At 35.2% G+C, this 20,542-nt stretch carries 23 protein-coding genes and 3 pseudogenes; 20 read left to right on the top strand and 6 right to left on the bottom strand.

What is annotated here, in order from left to right; all coding sequences use genetic code 11:
- Position 1: 1 nt before the first annotated feature.
- The 15 genes and pseudogenes from OOK97_RS05710 to OOK97_RS05780 all read left to right on the top strand — a co-directional run bounded on the left by OOK97_RS05710 (position 2) and on the right by OOK97_RS05780 (position 9,088).
- Positions 2–226 (top strand): gpW family head-tail joining protein, encoded by a 225-nt coding sequence (locus OOK97_RS05710; protein WP_143688727.1) that lies wholly within the window; start codon positions 2–4, stop codon positions 224–226.
- Positions 223–927 (top strand): glycoside hydrolase family 25 protein, encoded by a 705-nt coding sequence (locus OOK97_RS05715; protein ID WP_264705149.1) that lies wholly within the window; start codon positions 223–225, stop codon positions 925–927. Before OOK97_RS05710 ends, OOK97_RS05715 begins: the two co-directional genes overlap by 4 nt.
- Positions 924–1,484, top strand: a pseudogene (locus OOK97_RS05720) (phage portal protein); the annotation flags it as partial. The gene OOK97_RS05715 and the pseudogene OOK97_RS05720, both read left to right, overlap by 4 nt.
- A 104-nt stretch (positions 1,485–1,588) precedes the next feature.
- A pseudogene (locus OOK97_RS05725) lies at positions 1,589–2,434 on the top strand (phage portal protein); the annotation flags it as partial.
- Positions 2,435–2,457: 23 nt separating this feature from the next.
- Positions 2,458–3,498: a S49 family peptidase gene (locus OOK97_RS05730; RefSeq protein WP_264705150.1), complete on the top strand. Its 1,041-nt coding sequence runs from the start codon at positions 2,458–2,460 to the stop codon at positions 3,496–3,498.
- Between the two features lie 74 nt (positions 3,499–3,572).
- Positions 3,573–3,944: a head decoration protein gene (locus tag OOK97_RS05735; protein WP_038536951.1), complete on the top strand. Its 372-nt coding sequence runs from the start codon at positions 3,573–3,575 to the stop codon at positions 3,942–3,944.
- Positions 3,945–3,973: 29 nt separating this feature from the next.
- On the top strand, positions 3,974–4,978 hold the full coding sequence (locus OOK97_RS05740) for a major capsid protein (protein ID WP_172758517.1): 1,005 nt from the start codon (positions 3,974–3,976) through the stop codon (positions 4,976–4,978).
- Positions 4,975–5,289: a head-tail joining protein gene (locus tag OOK97_RS05745; RefSeq protein ID WP_017531704.1), complete on the top strand. Its 315-nt coding sequence runs from the start codon at positions 4,975–4,977 to the stop codon at positions 5,287–5,289. The genes OOK97_RS05740 and OOK97_RS05745 overlap by 4 nt, the downstream gene beginning before the upstream one ends.
- A gap of 19 nt (positions 5,290–5,308) precedes the next feature.
- Positions 5,309–5,794, top strand: coding sequence for a phage tail protein (locus tag OOK97_RS05750; protein WP_406719940.1), 486 nt, complete (start codon positions 5,309–5,311; stop codon positions 5,792–5,794).
- Positions 5,791–6,267 carry a hypothetical protein gene (locus OOK97_RS05755; protein ID WP_264705151.1) on the top strand — a complete coding sequence of 159 codons (477 nt, stop codon included), beginning with the start codon at positions 5,791–5,793 and terminating at the stop codon, positions 6,265–6,267. Before OOK97_RS05750 ends, OOK97_RS05755 begins: the two co-directional genes overlap by 4 nt.
- Positions 6,254–6,718 (top strand): phage baseplate assembly protein V, encoded by a 465-nt coding sequence (locus OOK97_RS05760; protein WP_262986466.1) that lies wholly within the window; start codon positions 6,254–6,256, stop codon positions 6,716–6,718. The genes OOK97_RS05755 and OOK97_RS05760 overlap by 14 nt, the downstream gene beginning before the upstream one ends.
- A gap of 1 nt (position 6,719) precedes the next feature.
- Positions 6,720–6,974: a PAAR domain-containing protein gene (locus tag OOK97_RS05765; protein WP_262986467.1), complete on the top strand. Its 255-nt coding sequence runs from the start codon at positions 6,720–6,722 to the stop codon at positions 6,972–6,974.
- Positions 6,975–6,996: 22 nt separating this feature from the next.
- Positions 6,997–7,332, top strand: coding sequence for a GPW/gp25 family protein (locus OOK97_RS05770; RefSeq protein WP_264705152.1), 336 nt, complete (start codon positions 6,997–6,999; stop codon positions 7,330–7,332).
- A 2-nt stretch (positions 7,333–7,334) separates the two neighbouring features.
- Complete coding sequence (locus OOK97_RS05775; protein WP_264705153.1) at positions 7,335–8,135, top strand: baseplate assembly protein; 801 nt, start codon at positions 7,335–7,337, stop codon at positions 8,133–8,135.
- Positions 8,135–9,088, top strand: a complete 954-nt coding sequence (locus tag OOK97_RS05780; RefSeq protein ID WP_264705154.1) for a phage tail protein — start codon at positions 8,135–8,137, stop codon at positions 9,086–9,088. The genes OOK97_RS05775 and OOK97_RS05780 overlap by 1 nt, the downstream gene beginning before the upstream one ends.
- Before the next feature lie 65 nt (positions 9,089–9,153).
- On the opposite strand, the gene OOK97_RS05785 is transcribed toward OOK97_RS05780, so the two are convergent.
- Positions 9,154–10,098 (bottom strand): IS110 family RNA-guided transposase, encoded by a 945-nt coding sequence (locus tag OOK97_RS05785; RefSeq protein ID WP_264336326.1) that lies wholly within the window; start codon positions 10,096–10,098, stop codon positions 9,154–9,156.
- 224 nt (positions 10,099–10,322) lie between these two features.
- On the opposite strand from OOK97_RS05785, the pseudogene OOK97_RS05790 reads away from it, so the two are divergent.
- The 5 genes and pseudogenes from OOK97_RS05790 to OOK97_RS05810 all read left to right on the top strand — a co-directional run.
- A pseudogene (locus OOK97_RS05790) lies at positions 10,323–10,694 on the top strand (phage tail protein); the annotation flags it as partial.
- Between the two features lie 168 nt (positions 10,695–10,862).
- On the top strand, positions 10,863–11,573 hold the full coding sequence (locus tag OOK97_RS05795; RefSeq protein WP_264705155.1) for an ankyrin repeat domain-containing protein: 711 nt from the start codon (positions 10,863–10,865) through the stop codon (positions 11,571–11,573).
- Positions 11,574–11,611: 38 nt separating this feature from the next.
- Positions 11,612–12,076, top strand: coding sequence for an ankyrin repeat domain-containing protein (locus tag OOK97_RS05800; RefSeq protein WP_264705156.1), 465 nt, complete (start codon positions 11,612–11,614; stop codon positions 12,074–12,076).
- A gap of 4 nt (positions 12,077–12,080) precedes the next feature.
- Positions 12,081–12,515 (top strand): DUF2924 domain-containing protein, encoded by a 435-nt coding sequence (locus OOK97_RS05805; protein ID WP_264704947.1) that lies wholly within the window; start codon positions 12,081–12,083, stop codon positions 12,513–12,515.
- Entirely contained in the window at positions 12,509–13,990 is a 1,482-nt protein-coding gene (locus OOK97_RS05810) for a recombinase family protein (protein ID WP_264704948.1), read from the top strand. The genes OOK97_RS05805 and OOK97_RS05810 overlap by 7 nt, the downstream gene beginning before the upstream one ends.
- 433 nt (positions 13,991–14,423) lie before the next feature.
- Here OOK97_RS05810 and OOK97_RS05815 read toward each other — a convergent pair whose 3' ends face one another.
- The 5 genes from OOK97_RS05815 to OOK97_RS05835 form a co-directional block, all read right to left on the bottom strand.
- Positions 14,424–15,734: a hypothetical protein gene (locus OOK97_RS05815; RefSeq protein ID WP_264705157.1), complete on the bottom strand. Its 1,311-nt coding sequence runs from the start codon at positions 15,732–15,734 to the stop codon at positions 14,424–14,426.
- A 1,166-nt stretch (positions 15,735–16,900) separates the two neighbouring features.
- Positions 16,901–17,407, bottom strand: coding sequence for a hypothetical protein (locus OOK97_RS05820; RefSeq protein WP_264705158.1), 507 nt, complete (start codon positions 17,405–17,407; stop codon positions 16,901–16,903).
- Between the two features lie 39 nt (positions 17,408–17,446).
- Entirely contained in the window at positions 17,447–18,475 is a 1,029-nt protein-coding gene (locus OOK97_RS05825) for a hypothetical protein (protein WP_264705159.1), read from the bottom strand.
- A 208-nt stretch (positions 18,476–18,683) separates the two neighbouring features.
- Positions 18,684–19,022 (bottom strand): hypothetical protein, encoded by a 339-nt coding sequence (locus OOK97_RS05830; RefSeq protein WP_264705160.1) that lies wholly within the window; start codon positions 19,020–19,022, stop codon positions 18,684–18,686.
- An 8-nt stretch (positions 19,023–19,030) separates the two neighbouring features.
- Entirely contained in the window at positions 19,031–20,422 is a 1,392-nt protein-coding gene (locus OOK97_RS05835; protein WP_264705163.1) for a hypothetical protein, read from the bottom strand.
- Positions 20,423–20,542: the final 120 nt, after the last annotated feature.

Below are 20,542 nucleotides of genomic sequence, written 5' to 3' on the forward strand. Positions count from 1 at the left end.
GATGTACAGCGAAGAGTATTTAATTCAAGTCGAAGAAGCGATAAAGAAACTACAAAACGGAGAGCGAGTAGTATCAATTGCATATGGTGACCATGTGGTGAGATATGCTGAAGTTCAGATAAATGACTTGCTGAATTTACGGCAACGTATTAAGGCTGAACTGAAAGTTGCAGGTATGAAGCCTAAACGAAAGATTATTTTTGCAACAAATAAAGGAGTTATATGAGGGAAAATTTTCTGAGAAAAGTTGTAAAAGAGGAATATTCTGAATTTTTAGAGCAATTAAAAACTTTCATAAAACTATGGGACAATAGAGAGAGTTCAGTAAATGGAATAATAGATTTGTCACATTGGCAAGAAAATGTGAATTTTAAGCTAGACAAAGAGAATGGTATAGTTGGAGTAATTCACAAGGCAACACAAGGACTAAAATATGTGGATTCAAAGTATGCGAAGAGAAGAAAGAAAGCTGAAGAAGAAGGATTACTCTGGGGAGCATATCATTTTGGCACAGAAGGAAACGGCAAAAATCAAGCTGATCATTTTCTAAAAACGGTAGGCGAAAGCAAAAATACCATACTTGCGCTGGATATTGAAGAAAACAAAAGTGGCAAAAATATTACAGTTAAGCAAGCTGAGGAATTTGTAAAGAGAGTTGAAGAAGTAACAGGAAGATTACCCCTAATTTATGGCAGTAGCTATTTTCTTAAGGATTTTGCCACGCCAACTTTGACAAAATGTCCATTATGGATAGCAAGCTGGAGAAAAGAGCTGACATTACCAAAAGGCTGGAATGATTGGATTTTATGGCAATATACTGACGGTAAAACAAGTCCAGAGCCACATGAAGTAGAAGGAATCGGAAAATGTGACAGAAATAAATTTAACGGAACTTTGAAAGAATTAAGAGAATTTTGGTTAGTATGATGCTGAAAAATTTCAAACAACTATTTAGTAAGCCAAAAATCAAAAGTTCAGCTTGGGATGCGTCAGGCTCAGGAAGAAGGGTAATATATTGGCAAGGAGAAGCGGGAAGCATAAATAATTTACTTTCTCAGAGCCTTGGGCACTTACGTAGCCGCTCTCGGGATATGGTAAGAAAAAATCCTTACGCTGCAAATATAATTGATACGATAGTAAGTAACTCTATTGGAACAGGAATAAAACCGCAATCAAAAGCAAGAGATGGAGAATTTCGAAAGAAGGTGCAAGAATTATGGCTAAAATGGACAGATGAAGCAGATAGTAACGGAGTAAGTGATTTTTATGGATTACAAGCTCTAGTATGCAGAAGTATGATAGAGGGAGGAGAATGTTTTGTACGTTTAAGAACGAGAAAGCTGGAAGATGGATTTTCTGTGCCATTACAACTGCAAGTACTAGAATCAGAGCATTTGGACAATAAGAGCAATAAAACACTAGCCAATGGTAATGTAATAAGAAACGGCATTGAGTTTAACAGGCTTGGACAAAGAGAGGCATATTATAGCCTTTCTTATAATAGTCCGAATGCGATAAGATATGTGTTTATGGCTATAGCAGGCCAGTAGCATATTACGGTCTGTTCGGATTATTGTAAAAAGAGCTATACTTATTTAGAGAACATCCAGGAGAAGGCTTATTTGGAGAATCAGTGAGAGTGCCAGCAAATGATGTTTTACATATTTATAGACCATTAAGACCTGGGCAAATCAGAGGGGAGCCTTGGCTTTCTAATATACTGCTGAAACTTTATGAGCTTGATCAATATGATGATGCAGAGCTGGTGAGAAAGAAAACTGCAGCAATGTTTGCTGGATTTATTACGAGACTCGATCCAGAAGCAAATATCATGGGAGAAGGTGAAAGTAATGAGCAAGGAGTAGCACTATCAGGTTTAGAGCCAGGAACAATGCAGCTTTTAGACCCAGGAGAGGACATAAAATTTTCAGAGCCATCTGATGTTGGAGGAAGTTATGAAGCATTCATGAGACAGCAACTGAGGGCAATAGCGATTGGTACAGGGATAACATATGAACAGCTAACAGGAGATTTAACAGGTGTTAATTATTCATCCATTCGAGCAGGGCTGATAGAGTTTCGTCGTCGATGCGCTATGCTGCAACATAACATTATGGTATTTCAGTTTTGCAGACCAGTATGGAGTAGATGGCTAGAATTAGCAGTGCTTTGTGGAGAACTGAGTATAGATGAAAAAGTAGTAAAAGCAGCGAAAGAAGAAGTAAAATGGATACCACAGGGATTTGATTGGGTGGATCCGCTAAAAGATCAGCAAGCACAGCAAATGGCGGTAAGAAATGGCTTTAAGAGTCGCTCAGAAGTTGTTTCAGAAATGGGTTATGATGTAGAAGAAATTGACCAAGAAATAGCAGAAGATCAAAAGCGTGCTAATTCTTTTGGACTTTGTTTCGATTGTGACGTTAATGTGCCATAAAATACAATAAGGGGAGGAAGGTGATGTGGATAAATAAACCAATAATGGTAGAGAGAAGAAGCTTTGAACTACTATCATTATATAACAGCAAACAACCTATCTTTAAGAACTTAAAGCATTTTCATATAAACCCAAAAGGAATAGCAATAATACGTATTTATGGAGTTTTGACAAAAAAAACAGAAGCTTTTGATCATATTTTAGATATGACTTCGTATGAAAATATTCATGAAGAGATAGAGAGTGCTTTAGAAGATAAAAGCATAGAGACGATTCTACTTGACATAGACAGTCCAGGAGGAGAAGTAAACGGTGTCTTTGACCTAGCTGATTTTATTTATGAATCAAGAGTAAAAAAGAGAATTATTGCAATAGCAAATGATGATGCATATTCTGCTGCGTACGCTATAGCCTCTAGCGCTGAAAAGGTATTTGTGAGTAGAACTTCAGGAGTAGGAAGTGTTGGAGTAATAGCAAGTCATATAGATCAAAGTGGATTTGACGAAAAACAGGGAATAAAATACACCACAATTTTTGCTGGTAGTCGGAAGAATGATTTAAATCCGCATGAGCCAATGACGTCTGAAAGTTTAGAAAGCTTACAAAAAGAAGTAGGAAGACTATATGAAATGTTTTTGCAGCTAATAGCAAGGAACAGAGGTCTTTCAATTGAAAAGATTCGATCAACAGAAGCAGGTCTATATTTTGGCGAGAAAGCAGTAGAAATAGGTCTTGCAGATGGAGTTACAACATTTTTTGAATTTATCAATAATCATAAAAGTAGGAGTGTTAGTATGACAACTAATGAGTTAACTGAGGAAGGCTACGAGAACTGTCGTAGAGAAATTTTAGAGATAATAAGATTATGTAATGTATCAAAGATGCCAGAAAAGATAGGAGAATTTATTGAGCAAGGCGTAAGTATTGAGCAAGCAAGGGAAGTTTTAATGGAATTACTTGCAGAGAGAACGAAGAAGACAGAGATAATAAGTGCAATACCACAGAATTCAGGAGAAGAATTGATGATGCAGGTAGCGAAAAGTCGTGGGCAATCAAACATTTAAAGTATGTGTATAACCGCCGTGTATAACAACCACAAATATGGCGGTAAAAAAATAAAAAAAGGAGAGAAAAAGACATGATAAGTATAACTGAAGGAAATAATTTAGGAGATCTTCTGAAATATGAAGTGTCCAACTTATATTCAAGAGATCAGATAACAGTAGCCAAGGGACAAAATCTAAAGCTGGGAACAGTAGTTGGTTATGATACTAAAGATGGTTTTATTAAAGCTTTAAATCCAACTGCCACAGATGGTACACAAACGGCGATAGGAGTGATAGCAAGCGATGTAAACGCAAAGGAAAATAGTAAAGGAGTAATTATTGCTCGTGGTGCCATGCTAGCTGATCATGCAGTTGTATGGCCAGCAAATATTACTGAAGAACAGAAAGCTACAGCAATAAAGCAACTTGAAGGACGAGGAATCATTATCCGTAAAGCGGCCTAAAGCTAAATAAAAAACACAAAGGGGGAAAAATGCAAAATCCATTTACAAATACAGCATTTAGCATGACGGCACTAACAAATGCGATGAATATATTGCCGATAAATTATGGACGGGTTGAAAATTTAAATTTATTTCCAAATAGGTCAGTAAGATTTAGACATATTACCATAGAAGAACACAACGGAGTTTTAAGTCTACTACCAACACAAGTGCCAGGAGCACCAGCAACAGTGGGAAAACGAGGAAAACGGAAAATAAGAACATTTACGATTCCGCATATTCCACATGATGATGTAGTGTTACCAGAGGAAGTACAGGGAATAAGGGCATTTGGATCAGAAAGTGAACTGAAAGCGCTGGCAGATGTAATAACTGATCATTTGCAGCTAATGAGAAACAAACATGCAATAACATTAGAGCATTTGCGAATGGGAGCGCTGAAAGGGATTATTCTGGACGCAGATGGCAGTGAATTATTAAATCTGTACAACGAATTTGAAATTACGCCAAAAGTAGTAAATTTTGCACTGGGAACAGCGACAACTGATGTAAAGCGTAAGTGTATGGAAGTACTCCGGCATATAGAAGATAATCTAAGTGGTGAATATATGACAGGAGTTCATGCCTTGGTAAGCCCTGAGTTTTTTGATGCACTAACTTCTCATGCTAAAGTAAAAGAAGCATATGAGAGATGGCAAGAAGGAGCAGCGCTTCGAAATGATATGAGATCAGGATTTACGTTCTGTGGCATAACATTTGAGGAGTATAGAGGGCAAGCAACTGACCCTGAAGGAACGGTGAGAAGATTTATTGAGAAAGATACAGGGCACTGTTTTCCACTAGGAACAGCAAGCACATTTACGACATATTTTGCACCAGCAGACTTTAATGAGACAGTAAATACACTAGGAAAATCACTTTATGCAAAACAAGAACCAAGGAGATTTGATAGAGGAAGTGATTTGCATACGCAGTCAAATCCTCTGCCAATGTGCCACAGACCTGGAGTATTAATCAAAATTACTGCAAGTTGACGATTATAGAGAGGTTATTGAAGGATTGTTTTGATCATCTAGGAGTGGAAGCCATATATTGTAATAAAAATAAGGAGGCGATTCGAAAAATAAAAGTGCTAATTAAACGTCCTGAGACTACGTACTCTCTAGGTGCAGATGGAACATTAACTCAGCAAATTGCTTCTATAGAAATACGTGATCAGGACGTTACTTCCTTTAGCATAGGTGATTATATCAAGATTGAAAAAAGGTTCTACAAGATTTTTGAACCACCATTGAAAGATTCTTCAGGTAAAATATTGAAAATTGAGGCAATAGAAAGTGTTTGATATTAAAATTAGTAATAATATTAATGAAATAATCTCCAATATTGAAAGAAAAGAGCAGAAAATAAAACTAGTAGCTATAAAAGCACTAAATAGAACAGCACTATGGTTAAAAGCGCAAGCAGCTAAGGAAATCAGTAAGGAAAAGAAGATAAAATTAAGTTTGATAAGAAAGAGATTAAGAATTTTTAAGGCGAAAACTAGCAGATTAGAAGTGTTAATTAGAGCAAATCTCTATGACATTAGAGCATCGACAATTGGCAAAATACAAAAAACAAGAAGAGGATCGAAAGTAGGAAAGCATGAGTTTATAGGAGGATTTGCAGCAGTTATGCCAAAAGGAAATAGCGGTATGTTTAAACGTGAAGGAAGGGCAGCATTGCCAATAAAGGAAGTTAAGTTGCCACTAGAACCTGAGGCTTCAAGGATAATAGGAAATCTTGTTAATTATGAAGTTGAAAAAGTCTTTACAAAGTTTTTTGAACGTGAATTGAGCTATAAAGGATGAATTTGAAAGATTTACATGATAAAATTTGTACCACGCTGAAGAAAGAAATTTCTGCGATACAAACATGCGAAGTATATCCAGCAATAAGGAAAGAATTAGTAGCACCGGCAGTATTTATAGAATTATCAAGTCTAGAGCAAGGAAAAGATCCAGGAACAGAGGAATTAGCGCTGAAAGCAAGATTTGAAGCTAGAATAGTAGTTGATAGCACAATCGAAAATGCTCCTCTTATTGTCAGAACATTAGCTGCTGAGGTGGCAAAAGTTGTAAACAAAAATACATGGAATATAAAAAATGTTTCACCAGGAGAATTTATCTCTGCAGAAATTGACGGATTTAGGCCAGAATTAGATGCGTATCTTGTTTGGGTAGTTGATTGGGTTCATGAGATACATATTGGTGAGTCAGTGTGGTCAGAAACTGGAATTAAGCCGCACATTATAGGGATAGGTAACGTACATGTTGGATCATAGTTTTGCGATTTCAGAGCTGAATAGGAAGCTAGCAAACGTTATTCGTATAGGAATTGTAAAAGAAATAGATTATGAAAAAGCAAAAGTAAGAGTGAAAATAGGAGAATTTTTAACAGATTATTTACCGTGGATAACAAGTAAAGCAGGAAAAGATAGAGATTGGTGTCCGCCAGATATTGATGAGCAAGTAGTTATACTTTCCCCGCTGGGAGAATTATCTTTAGGAGTAGTACTTCCTGGAATATATCAACAAAAGTACTCTGCACCAGAAAATAAAAAAGAGGTGAGTAGCTTAACATTTCAAGATGGAACAAAGTTGTCATACGATAAAGATAAACATCATTTAGAGATTGAAGTAGTAGATAAAATAACACTGAAGGCTGGAGAATCGAGTATAGAAATGACAAAAAGTGGAATAAAACTGAAAGGAAGTATAATAGATTTAAATTGACATGAGAAGAGCTATAGTTTGTACAGGCGATAATTGTACTGGAGTACCTATTCATGTTTGCGTAAGCGGGAGTAAAGATGTGCGTATTAATGGTAGATCTGTCTGTCGTAGAAGTGATACCTTAACTATGGGAGAGACACTAACGCAAGGATCAAACAGCGTATTTGTAAATGGTATTGGTGTAGCGAGAACAGGTGATGTGGCGTCCTGTAGTTTTCAAGTAGTAAGTAAAAATCAAAGTGTGTTTTCAAAATAAAAAAAATTAAAGTAGTCGAAAAATGAGAGGAATGGATGCTAAAACAGGGAAAGAATTAGAGGGAATAGAACATCTGAAACAATCGATAATTGATATACTGACCACTCCAGTAAACAGTAGAATAATGAGGAGAGATTATGGCTCAAGATTATTTGAATTGGTGGATAAGCCAATAAATAGAGATTTAACACTTGAGATATATGCAGCAACAGGAGAAGCTTTGGAAAAATGGGAAAAGAGATTTAAGTTAGAAAAAGTAAAGATTGCTGAAGCTAAAGAAGGAAAAATGACTCTTGTACTTGAAGGTATGTATCTTTCAGAAGGCAAATTCATAGGTATTAGTGGAATAGTTGTTTAGAAATGCAGACATCTAATATTATTGAACCACTGAGCTTTGAGGAAATCTTTTCGAGAATGAAGGAAGAATTAATAAGTCGAGATAAAAGTTTTACAGCACTAATTGAAAGTGACCCAGCGATGAAGATTTTAGAAGTAGCAGCCTGGAGAGAGCTTTTGCTGAGACAAAGAATAAATGAAGCGGTAAAAAGCAATTTACTCAAGTTTGCAACGGGAGAAGAGCTTGATAATTTAGCTGAATTTTATGGAGCAGAGAGGCAAGATGGAGAAGAAGATGAACGCTTCAGAAAAAGAATCAAGGCAAGAATAGTTGGCTCAAGCACAGGAGGGAGTAAAGAGCATTATCGGTTTCAAGCACTCTCAGCAGATAGTAGAGTAAAGGATGCGCTGGTTGAATCAAAAGTGCCAGGAAGTGTGGAGATCTCGATTTTATCCACGGAGTTATCCACAAATGGCATAGCGTCTGAAGAGCTACTTGAAATTGTAAAAAAGCAGGTTACTAGAGATGATATAAGGGTGTTAACAGATACGATAACAGTAATTGGTTGCAATATTACGGAAATAGATATTCACAGCAGAATGAGCATAAGTCCTGTAATATCGAAGGAGGAAATCAAGAAGCAGTTCATCAAGAAGTTTGAAGCAAGTAGAAGGCTGGGATGGAATGTTACAAGATCATGGATAATAGCGAATTTATTTGTAGATGGTGTAGAAAATGTGGAATTAATCGAGCCAAAAGAGGATGTTGTGGTTCTGGGAAATGAATGTGCAAATTTGAGAAATTTAAAGATTGAGTTGAATTAATGTTATTGCCACCAAATGCAACAAAACAGGAAAAAGCGCTAGTAGATGCAACGGATTATAAAGTTGATCCAAGTTGCATCAGAGGGTTTAAGTTTAGTCTTAAAGAAGAAACATTGCCGTGGTTGATTGAGGAATATGAATTGGGGGAAATTCTACGCTGGGTAAAAGATAAAAGAAGGGCGATAGTAGAAGGAGTAAAATTTCAGCGTTTAAGAGGAACCCCAGAATCACTCAAAATAGCACTAAAGTGGGCAAATATAGAAGATATTACAATCATTGAGGAGCCACCTGGAAAACATTTTTTTGAACTGCAGATAGGGATAAGGGATGTTCCAAATAACTTTTTTGTGGATGCAGTAGTAGAACTTGCAAAACTATCGTTACCAGCAAGATCGCGGCTAATGAGGATTTTCAATGATCACTATAACGTTGATAGGTTTATTTTAGATGAAAGTTTATTTGGAAGTTTGTTATCAGACTACTCTGGTATAAAAGTTGAAAAAAATGGGCCAGTGTTATCGTTTGGAAGAATAAATTTTTTCAGTTCTAGAGGTCCGTTAGTAGAGATTGTAGACAACTATTTAAGAGAGCATTATGAACAAGCATTTAGTAATGACATATATCGGTTGAATGTAGCAGTGCTTGGGGAAACAGAGCCTCACACAAAGGATTACAAAGGCATTTATGAAAGAAGTTATCAGTGGTATAACTTAAAAGCCCTGTATCCTCTAACTCAAAGCTTATTACCATCGATTAAATTTGCTAAAGCGCAGATAGTATTATCGGATCAACTATGTTTTTTAAAATTTTTTGAATTTAGTTTCATTACAACTTTTGTTTGTAATTTTGTTTTTTATTCGAGTAAAAAGTGCATTTTTGACAATAAAAACCCTAACTTAATCATAGAAAAATTTTGTATCAAACAACAGTTACTGCTTAGATCTTATGGTTAACGAATATGTGCTTTAAATGTGTGTAGACGCACATATTCGTTAACCTATTTTCTATGCAGATTTTTTTAATTCACATTGACTGCTTCTTTAAGCCTCGCATTGGCAATTACTATGATTTTACGCATTAGAGCTGTCATAGCCACCATCTTCTTTTTACCTTTACCAACAAGCCTTGAATAGAAGGCACCAAGCGCAGACTTAGACCTTGAAGCAGACATCGCAGCTGTAAAAAGCTTTTCACGAACGTTGCTTCTGCCACCACTTATTCTGCGATAACCAATAGTTTTACCACTTTCTTTCGGATGAGGTGCAACTCCAGCAAGACTTGCAATTTCTCCCCTACTTACATAACCAAGTTCTGGCATTAGACACAGAAAATCTTGAGATAATTTTGCACCTATTCCTGGAACTGTTTTAAGGATTTTTTGGCGCTTTTGTAACTCTGGATTCTCATCAATAATTTTTTGTATGGTATTGTTGAGCTCATCTATCTGGCTATTAAAGAATTCAATAGTTTTCTGACAGCTTTCTTTTATATGGTCGTTTTCAGGTGCTGCAAGCCTAGATTTCTCTTGAGCTCTCATTTTTGTAATGTCATCACGACGTTGACAAAGTGCAACTAAGGTTGTTTGTTCTTTTGACATAGGTGCAAATAGAGATAGAGTACTATAGCGTTCAAACCCATACTGAGCAAGGGCTCTTGCATCTGATTGATCAGACTTTGCTAAAGTTCCATGAGATAGAACAAAGCTTTTTACTTTGCGAGTATTAGCTCGATGTACAGCAATATCTTTATCAACAAGAAAATGTGCTAAGCCAAGCTCATATTTTCCAGTGTTTTCCAGAGTTACTAAAGAATTAGGTAAGATATTTGAAAAATCTTGAAACAATTGTTGCCAGCCAGCAGTATCATTGTCGAATTCGACAGCGTTCTTCTGTTTGTGAACTGCAACAACATTTTTAAATTTTCCGATATCAATGCCAATAAAATTTTGATAAGATGTAATCATAATAACCTCGATTAGTTTTAATTAATTTAAGATTGTAAACGGGTGCATACATATGTCCCATGCAACTATTCAAACGTATCGAGAGATGGGCTAGTGTACCTTGATCCGAACGGTTATAATACCAACAGTTGGTCGGTCGCACACGCCCGTGATAACTCTATTCCTATAGTGAGTAGGGTTATCTTCCCTCTTATCTCCTTTATATCATATTTTTAATTTACAACAGTTGGGATTTAGGAGACATAAATACGTGCTTTCCAGTTAGTAGCGTAGAAGAAAGAGGAAATAAATTTGTATTGGGAAACGATAAACTTTCAGGGCAACGTTGGAATTTAAAACACAAGCCAATTTTAGAAAGGTTTAGCGTTACTCACCACTACAAAATAGAAAACTATACAGATCAGAAGATTACAAAATATGGTTTGGCAGAACACAACGTTTACTATAAAAATGATTTGGATTCAGAGCAAAAAGACTCAATACACGAATTAGAAAATTACATTTTAGTATTTTACCCAGGAGTACTGAAGTGGCACGAACATAGACATTTGCACAGAAGTTGGAAAAATAGTCAAGCAATATGTGTAATAAGTTAAATGCTTATATTTAGATCCTCATATATTATATTAATAATAGTTTAAAGTGTATGAAATAAAAAGAAAAAGACTTGCTTTCTCATGCTAAAAAGGACATGACTTGAATAGCAGCAGGTAAATATAAGAAATTTGTCTGGCGCTAGAAAAGCTAATTTTGTGAGGTATGAAATGAGTTTTAGCAAGAGTAAGTTTTTTAAAGAAGTATCAAGTAAAAACATTAATAAAAGAAATGAAGAAGGAGAGACGATCTTGCATCAAGCAGTAGAAATCTCTGATTACAAAACAGTGAGATTATTAATAAAAAAAGGAGCAGATGTTAATGCAAGAGATAAAAATGGTTATACACCACTACACTGTGCAGTATTTGCGAAAAGCTTAGAAAATGTAAAAGTGCTGCTAAGAGAAGGAGCAGAAGTAAATGCTACTCAATATGTCACTGGATGTACGCCACTGCACTCTGCGTGCAAAATAGGAGGAGCAGGAGTTGAAATAATAAAAGAGCTAGTAAAAGCAGGAGCTGAGGTTAATCAACTGAATAAATATGGTGCAACACCAATGTATTACATATGGGAAAGTGAAAAGTATCGTCTATGTGATAGCAAAGAGAGTGAAAAGGCAAGTAAATTTTTAAGAGAAAAAGGAGGAGTAACAAAAAGTAGGGAACTGACGTGCTATGGAATAGAGGGGCTAGTGGGAGAAATAGCAGACATGTTGAATGGAAGCTACATGCCGGAGCTAAAAATAATAGAGATAGGAGAAATAAGGAAGAGAGACAAATCGCTAATAAAGGAAAGATGTCAAAATTTAGCAAGCAAAATAATGAGCCAAGTGAATGAAATGATAGATGAGGTAGAAAATGTAGTGAGAGGGAAGGCTTAAAAGAGGGATTTAAATTTAAAGAAAAAGTGGGGTAAGTTATGGTAAAGCTGGGTAAAAAAGAGGAGTCACTATTAGAGAACTCGTTTAAAAATATTTATGAAAGAGACGAAAAAGGAAGAATAGCTCTGCATTATGCAATAGACGCAAAAACAGTGAGATTATTAGTTGAAAAAGGAGCGAATGTGAATGCAGCAGATGTAGGAGGATATACAGCACTGCACCTAGCGGTAACAGAGAAACGTCTAGAAACCGTGAGAGAATTGATAAAATCAGGAGGGAATGTAAATGCTGAAGAGTATGGCAATAAATGCACTCCATTGCACCTTGCATGTATGGTGGGGAAAGTGGAAATAGTAAAAGAGTTAGTGGAAGCAGGAGCAGAAATAGAGCAAGCAGATAAGTTCGGAATGACAGCAATGGATTATGCGAAAAATAACAAAGAAATAGCCGAGGTATTAAAGAAAGAAACAGACAGAATTGAAAAGCTATTTATGAAGGGCTAAAAATATGGAGAAAGAAATAGAAAAGAAAGTAATGAATTTAGAGAGAAAACCTTTGGGTGAGCTGAGAAAAACGTGGAAGAAGGTATTTGGGGAAGAGGCGCCTAGATACTCAAAGAAATATCTGATACCAAGATTAGCTTATAGAATGCAGGAAAAAGCGTATGGAGAAATGTCAAGAAAAGGGTTAAAAAGACTAGAATATCTGGCAGATCGACTAGAGAAGGGAAAAAGAATAAGTAGCGATAAATTACCAGTAGAAGGGACAGAATTAATACTAGAGAGAGGTGAAGAGACGCATGCGGTAATGGTAACAGATAAGGGTTTAATCTACAGAGAAGAATTTTATACATCATTGTCAGCAGTGGCGGGGAAAATAATGGGAATGAGCTACAATGGGCCGCTTCTATTTGGAATGAGAGATAAGGAGAAAGAATGCTGAAAGAGGTAAGATGTGCGATATATACTAGGAAGTCAAATGAAGATGGTCTGGAACAAAAGTTTAATAGTCTTGATGCGCAACGTGTAGCATGTGAAAAATATATAAAAAGCCGAGAAGGCTGGGTAGCATTGGCCAAAAGGTACGATGATGGAGGTTTCTCAGGAAAGAATTTAGAAAGACCAGCAATAAAGGAATTGTTTGAAGATGTAAAAAAAGGAGAGGTAGATTGTGTAGTAGTGTACACACTAGACAGACTATCAAGAGAAACAAAAGACAGCATCGAAGTAACGTCATTTTTTAGAAGGCACCGAGTAAATTTTATAGCAGTAACGCAGATATTTGACAATAATACGCCAATGGGAAAATTCGTACAGACAGTATTATCAGGAGCAGCACAACTAGAAAGAGAGATGATAGTAGAGAGAGTAAAAAATAAAATAGCAACATCAAAAGAACAAGGATTGTGGATGGGAGGAACTTTACCGCTTGGGTATAATGTAAAAGATAAGGAATTAATAATAAATGAAAAAGAAGCAAAAACAGTGAAGTATATATTTGAAAGATATTTGGAGCTGAGATCAATGGCAGAATTGGCAAGAGAGTTGAACAGAGAAGGATATCGAACAAAAGCAAAATCAGATATTTTTAAAAAAGCAACAGTGAGAAGGATAGTAACAAACCCAATATATGTGGGAAAGATAAGACATTATGATAAACAATATGAAGGAAAGCATGAGGCGATAATAGAAGAAGAAAAATGGCAAAAAGCACAAGAATTGATAAAGGATCAGCCATATAGAAAAGTAAAATATGAGGAAGCATTGCTAAAGGGAATAATAAAGTGCAAGAGCTGTGAAGTAAACATGACGCTGACGTACTCGAAAAAAGAGAATAAAAGGTATCGATATTATGTATGTAACAATCATCTAGGAGGGAAAAATTGTGAATCGGTAAATCGAACTATAGTTGCTGGAGAAATAGAAAAAGAAGTAATGAAAAAAGCAGAGCAATTATATGAAGAACGGGGAGAAAAAGGGGAAGAATGGAGTTTTGGAAAGCAGAAAGAAGTAGTGAAAAAGTTAATAAAGAAAGTAATGGTAAAAGAGGATGGAATAGAAGTGTGTTTAGAGGATAAGGTGGAATTTATACCAATGAAGAAAAAAGGAAAGAAATGCACAGTAGTAGAACCAGAAGGTAAAACAAACAATGTGCTACTGAAAGCAGTGGTAAGAGCACATCTGTGGAAACGTCAACTAGAGGAAGGGAAATATGCGAGTATAAAAGAACTGAGTGCCAAAGTTAATATAGGTACAAGACGTATACAGCAAATTTTGAGGTTGAACTATTTAGCACCAAAAATTAAAGAAGATATAGTAAATGGGAGGCAGCCAAGGGGTTTGAGGTTAGTGGATTTAAGAGAAATACCGATGCTGTGGAGTAAGCAAAGGGAGAAATTCTATGGTCTTAATTTGTAAAAGCAACAGGAGATCGATGTGCCAGAAAATACTTCAAAATTAAAAGCTTAATTATATGATGAAAATAGTGACAATCTTAAACTTATATGTGAAACGACCTCAGAGCTTCAAAATTATTGCATAAGAACCTAATAGCCCTTCTTTTGCTGAATCATGTGTTGGGTCTGATAAAGGAAATTCTGTAGGTATCACAAAAGTCAATTCAATCAAACACAAAATTCGAAAAAGTGTGGAGCAGTCAGTCTTCTTTGAATCAAATATAAAAGGCTATACCTATAAAAGAGTAAACACCAAGAAAGAAAAATGATTTCTTTATAATAATCTCTAAATTATTAACTTAATTTCTCTAAATCCTCATGCTATTTCTCCTTGCTTTGAGCGTATAGTTTATTGAATACCTCCAAGAATCTTGCTTTGAAAACATATCAACTTTTTACCTCTCCAAGACCTTTCTTTTGCAGCTATCTAAACTATCGATTGACTTCATAATGGTGGATGGAATACCTAACTCTTTCACCACAAAATCTGATTGTTTAATAGTTTCAGCTAACTCTATAAGTATTCCGCCGTTTCTTTCAAAACCTTTATCGTTTAAAGCTTGTAGAACACTTTTTCCTCCTAAAAAGCAACTTTCTCCTAAACTTGATTTATCTTTTAATTTGTCAAACTTCTCTTGGCTCTCTTCATCAAGATTTACTTTTATTATATTACTACCTTCATCACTAGGACATAGATGAATATTAATCTTACCTACTTCAGTGATAAAGGACATTTCAATGGCACCCCCTAAGACATCTGTATAATTTCTTTTTCTTCCTATGCTTTCAACTCTTATTATACTTTCTCCGATCTGTAAGATGCTACTTTCTATACTGAAATTTTCATTCACCTTACTATTCATAACCTTTGCAACTTCAACGATACTGTTTTGTGGCCACCTGAAAAGAGCAAGATTGTTATCTACTTCTACTTTCAGATCATCATCTTGAATCTGTTCATTCTTGTTTACTAAACCCTTATATGCGATACTTTTTAGTTCGTCCTTAATTTTTTTACACTCTGTAAAAATAGGCTCATCACTTCCCCACATAACTTCACCTATCATCCTATCATTGTAAAAATCAGACTCTATTTTTGCACCTGCTAATAATAGCTTATTGACAATATTGAATAAAGGTTCTAAAGCCTCTTCCCATTCATCTATTGCCTCTTCTCCATCATCTTTATACCGTGATCTAGTAGTAGGCGTTATACGCATAACACTGCTAGCATTAGCAATATCAATTATTTTTTTGAATACAAAATTTGACACAGTGCATTCATATTGATCACAGCGTAAATTTAGCTTTATTTTTCTTTTCAAATATTCATCTATTAAACGTTCCATCTTTTCTAGAGTGACCTTTGCAGAATTTTCGTATCTATTTTCATGAAACCGTTTCATTATACTTTCCATCTTTTCATGAAATTCATCAATCGAAACTTTTTCGCTCTCAGTTAACAGATTTGCTAAATTCATCAAAATTGAGTTTTCTGGAATAAAAGAACTTTCAACAACAGTATTTTTGTCTTCAATAACGGACTCATGCCAGTCATCATCACTTTGTTCTTGACTTAACGATGATGCATTACCTTCAATGGTGTACTGACCAAAACGTTCTGTATGCTGTTCTTCATCAGCTAACTGACCAAATGGCTTTTTTTTATAAACTTGCTTAGTATCTAAAATATATTCTAACACCATATTCCCTCAATCTATAAATACATTATGTACAATAACTAGCATGAATAAAGGCTGATGCAAGCATAATTTTTCTAATACAAATTTCCGTTAGTTATGAAACACATGAAAAAGAGCTGTTTTTGCCTATAATTGCGAAGTTAAATAAATTTATCATTTGTGTTCCCAATAACGAATGTTGGTATAAATATGGATTTCTTTGTGTGCAGGATATGGAACTTAAAGTTTCACTAAGAGATAAAGTAGAGCACAAAAGCCAACACATTACAAGCAATTTGATATCACTACTATAAGAGCATGATGGATTATGCTTTAAAGGAGTACGGAAACTGCTGAAGTTTTTTTACAACAAACTTGTAAGGAGCAACTTCAGCAAAATGAATAAACACATGCCAATATTAATAGAGAATTATTTATAAGTCAACTAACTTTTTCAAAAAATATTTTAGTGAAGATACCATGCTAGCTAAAGAATTGAATTATTTACTCTTCCTAAGATTGCAAAAAAGGTCGTATATTTGTGAGAACAAGCCGCGTAAAAATAAGGTTATAAAAATAGAAGATTTAAATTATTTCAATAAGCTTAGGCAAAACAGTTCGTATATAGATATGGATGAAATGGGCTAATATGGCTAGTTTTAGCGTATAATGAAATCACTATATTAAAAAGTTCGTATGTATCGTTTGGTAGACCATGCCATTCCAAGAAAAATAGTTCTCACGTTCCTTGATTTTAACCACTGGAAATAGTTATTTTATTTAAATTTTTAGTAAAATATATTACTGAGTTAACATTAATTCATTTGATATGAGAAAGAAAAATTGAGGTAAGTCTATAGTAAAAATAGATAGCTGTTCAATTTTTCAGCTTTTTGCATAAAGTACTAAAAACTAGATAAATTATATATTTAACCTATCTTAGCCTTACAACTTTGCCTATTTGACGACTTTCTAACACGCTGCTAATAGGTATTAAACTAGGCAAATCTTTCTGTCAGTAAATTTATTTGACTTGATAAGGCTGACTTTAGCTTAAGAAGATGTTAAAGTAAACCCTCTTCTTCAAGAATCTTATCTTTCTTCCTTCAACCTTACTTACACTCTCTGGACTAAATATGTATGTTTCACTACAAGTACAACCAAATCGTGAGCACTTCCATTGGTAAAGATTATCTATAAAACTGTCCTAAGTTATCTCGTACGTTAAGAACATCCTTAACCGATATTAGAGTATCTGGTTCTAGCGCACCGTTATTGAATACAGCATACGATAAAACCATTTGATCTCCATCAGTAATACGTTCGCATCCTCCACATTGTGTATATCGTTGTAATTGTCGATTCGCTTCTGCACTTCTTTGTCGTACCTGCCATGCAGTTCTGGCAAATTTTAGCTCTATCCCAATTGGATGAGTATCATCTCTTTCCACAAATCTTGACAACACTAGATCTATTCTTCCACCTCTTTCTAATTGAAACTCAATAATTACTCTAGCAGGATTGCCAAGAGTATAAAATAACCCATGTAATACAGCTTGAAATTCAGCTTCACTTGTTACCAATCCTTGCCTTAATGGTTGTATAGCATTTTGCTCTAACAATGGAAACAACACATTAGAAATTTCCTGAAATAATTGCTTATGCCTATTGACATCTTGCCAGCCGGTATTCATCATTACACTTGCGGTTCTGTGTACTTGTCCAACACCACCTATTCATAAAAGATCACCTTGGAAATGCCCAAGATAATTTCTTGAATAATCATCAGGTGACTGAAATTGTGTTAAAATAACGTTTACTTGAGGATTACCATCAACCATTTCACACAATACTTCACGCACTCTAGCACCTTGCCAATGTAGACGTGATAAATCTAAGGCCATTGCTGGAAACTGGTGACGCATCATTCGACGGATGTTAAGCACAACTAGTGAGTTAATACTTAATGCAAACAAAACCATTGTCAGAGCGCGTTCTCGAACATTTACTCCTGAGGCCCCTTGTCTTACTGGATATAACATTCTATCGTCATTATGGTAATTGAATAGGTATTTTGTTACTCTTACCAAATTTCCCCCTATCCGAGCAGTACCTTTTTCAAATGCAATATTTGCAAACGCAAACCTAGATGTGTAGGAAAATGGATTAGAACCAGGTACTGCACGTGTGCAAGAGGCTGGATATAATAAATAATTTTCTACATCTCTTACAACTTCTCCCTCAATAGGATTAAGTAATCTTCTTATCAAAGAAGGTTCTTGCTCTAGAAAGTGTTCTGTATCAAGCTGCAGACGTTGAGCATTATGGTTAAAGTTTAGCCCTACACAAACAGCATTTCTTGACGAGGTATGAACAGATACAGATGAAATGGGACAATTTCTAACATAACTCCTAGCTTGTTCCAACGCTTGTCCAGCGTGTTCTTGACCTGCTTTGAGCTCAATTATAATGGGAACTGAATTATTTAATTTTTCCTGACCACGTACAAGCAAACTAATATCTGCATATCCTCTTCCTATGAGTAATTCTAGGTAGATATCAGCCATAGCGCGGTACCTAAAATTTACTAAAAATCCGGATAAAAAACCATGATCGTCAGACTCATTATCAAAATTCAATTCTTGGCGATATTCATCGTATACATTGACGATGTATTGTAAAATTCTTCTAATGTTTCTTCTTACTTCTTGACTGTTATTATTTGCTAACCCATTTACTTGATCTAATAAGTTGCCTTGCTGCATGATTGGAGCAATTTCTCTAAAATTATCGATAGGAGATGCATGATTTCCATCAAAATCCCTTCCTTGATCAAAAAATTCACACTTTTCTCCTCGTTTAAATATTTTATACTCTTCCCAAGCCAGATCCTCCTGTAAGTGCTGTAACTGATTCTCTTCTACCCATAGCCTTTCTTCTTCACTGAATCTTGATCCAAGACTGTTCTGATTATCAGCAATAGTGTAGCATCTTATCTATTCTCATGCCATCTTCATCTACGTCATTAGTCAGAACAGCAATTTTTAGATTTCCTTTTCCATTATCATAATTATCAAAACGAAAGTAAATTCTTTCACCATTTGCAATATCAGGGTCAAAATTTATAATACCAGAGTCAAATGCAGTAGCAAACATACCAAAGAAGAATGCAGGAAAAAAACGACTCCTACCAACCGAGTGTAAAAAAGATGGACACTGATCTAAAAAAAGCCCAACTTTTCTCTTTAGTTCATCACAATCTCCATTTAACAAATCTTGAATTAATTCAGTATCTTCATCATTATTTCGCATAAACACTCCTAATTATAACTACGACTAGACACACCACTAACACCAGCACTTTCTAACACGGTCTGTGGATCACTAAAACCACTACCTTCAGGAGACAAATGCGCAGACTTCCCTAGCTGAGAAAATAACCCCTCTGCTACCTTGCTATAGTCGACACCATCTTTCATACCTGACACATAAACCGTTTTTAGATCGTTAGTGATACCATCTTTAAATAATTTAAAATCCTTGTCTGAACAAAAATCTTTGACAAATTGCAAAATTTCCAGTACTTCACGCTTCCTTACAATGTTATTACTGCTATTATCACGTTGCCAATCAACAATTAACCCTGCAAGCACATCTGTTATCGGATCTATGTTCTTGGAAAATTTAACCACAGCTTTTTTATGCTCATCAAAAAGATCGCATTTCCAAAGATTCACAACAATCATTCTTGCCTTAATTTGAATATCTATCTCAGGATCCTCTAACATCAAATTTGAAAGCGAGGAAAGGAGAAACGCGTAACCACAATGTGAAAGTATTTTCTTCTCCTCAGACACTAAAACTTTTTCCTGAGATAACTGCTTTATTACATCTTGAACTGTATCAACGAAACCACACTGTATTAATATGCTAAGAGGTTGATACATAACTCCTTTGCCTTTATCTGATAACTTAAGTAGTAATTTATGCTTTATTGGATCAGTGATTATTTCATGCAGAAGAAAATCTAAAACGGTAGCAACATTATGGTTAGCTTGAATAGCAGATAAATTAGCAACAGCTTTAACCATCAGGTTATCAATCTTTTTCTTTCCTTCCTGATTTATACGACGATAGAAATATTCTACTCCTTCACTCCATTTGAATTCCACAGCTTTATTAAAACCCTCTACTGCATTATCATGCTTTTTAAATCCTCCAGATTTTTTATCAATCCAGAAAGTAAACACAGGGTCTACACTTTTCATAGCATCCAATAATTCGTTTCTAACATATTTGTGGTTGTGAGTTGCAGGCCCACCATTATCATCTTCTTCTCCAGAAGAGAAGCCACTTTTGTAAGACTCAAGTTGTTCCTGAAAAAGCTGAGGAATCTTATCTGTCACACAATACCTGCATGCCATATTATATCTACAAAGTGGATTATTTATTTCACCTGCTTTTTCTTCAGTTAACATTCTTCCTAGAGTAGAAGTGTTTAACCTTGTACCTGACCAACAATTCTCATCACGAAATACGTTATATAAGAATTGTAGTTCATCATCTTTAAGATATTCTACTTCTCCAGTATAGGTTTTTACCCATTTTTCGATAGCTAAACGCCTTCCGGCAGCAATATTAGAATCTGGATGTTTAATGATATCCTGTAATTTCTTAAGTATTGTAGCATGACGATCTGTCCATCTTGGCATTGTACCCCCTATATGAAAATATTTACTGCATTATGTAAAAGTTAGAATCAAATAGCAACACTAAAATTATCAAGGATAAGAAATTTTTATGAAAAACATTTTTTATATTTAAATATCATC

This window comes from Wolbachia endosymbiont (group A) of Gymnosoma rotundatum (assembly GCF_947250765.1).
In the GTDB taxonomy this organism is placed as follows: Bacteria; Pseudomonadota; Alphaproteobacteria; order Rickettsiales; family Anaplasmataceae; genus Wolbachia; species Wolbachia pipientis.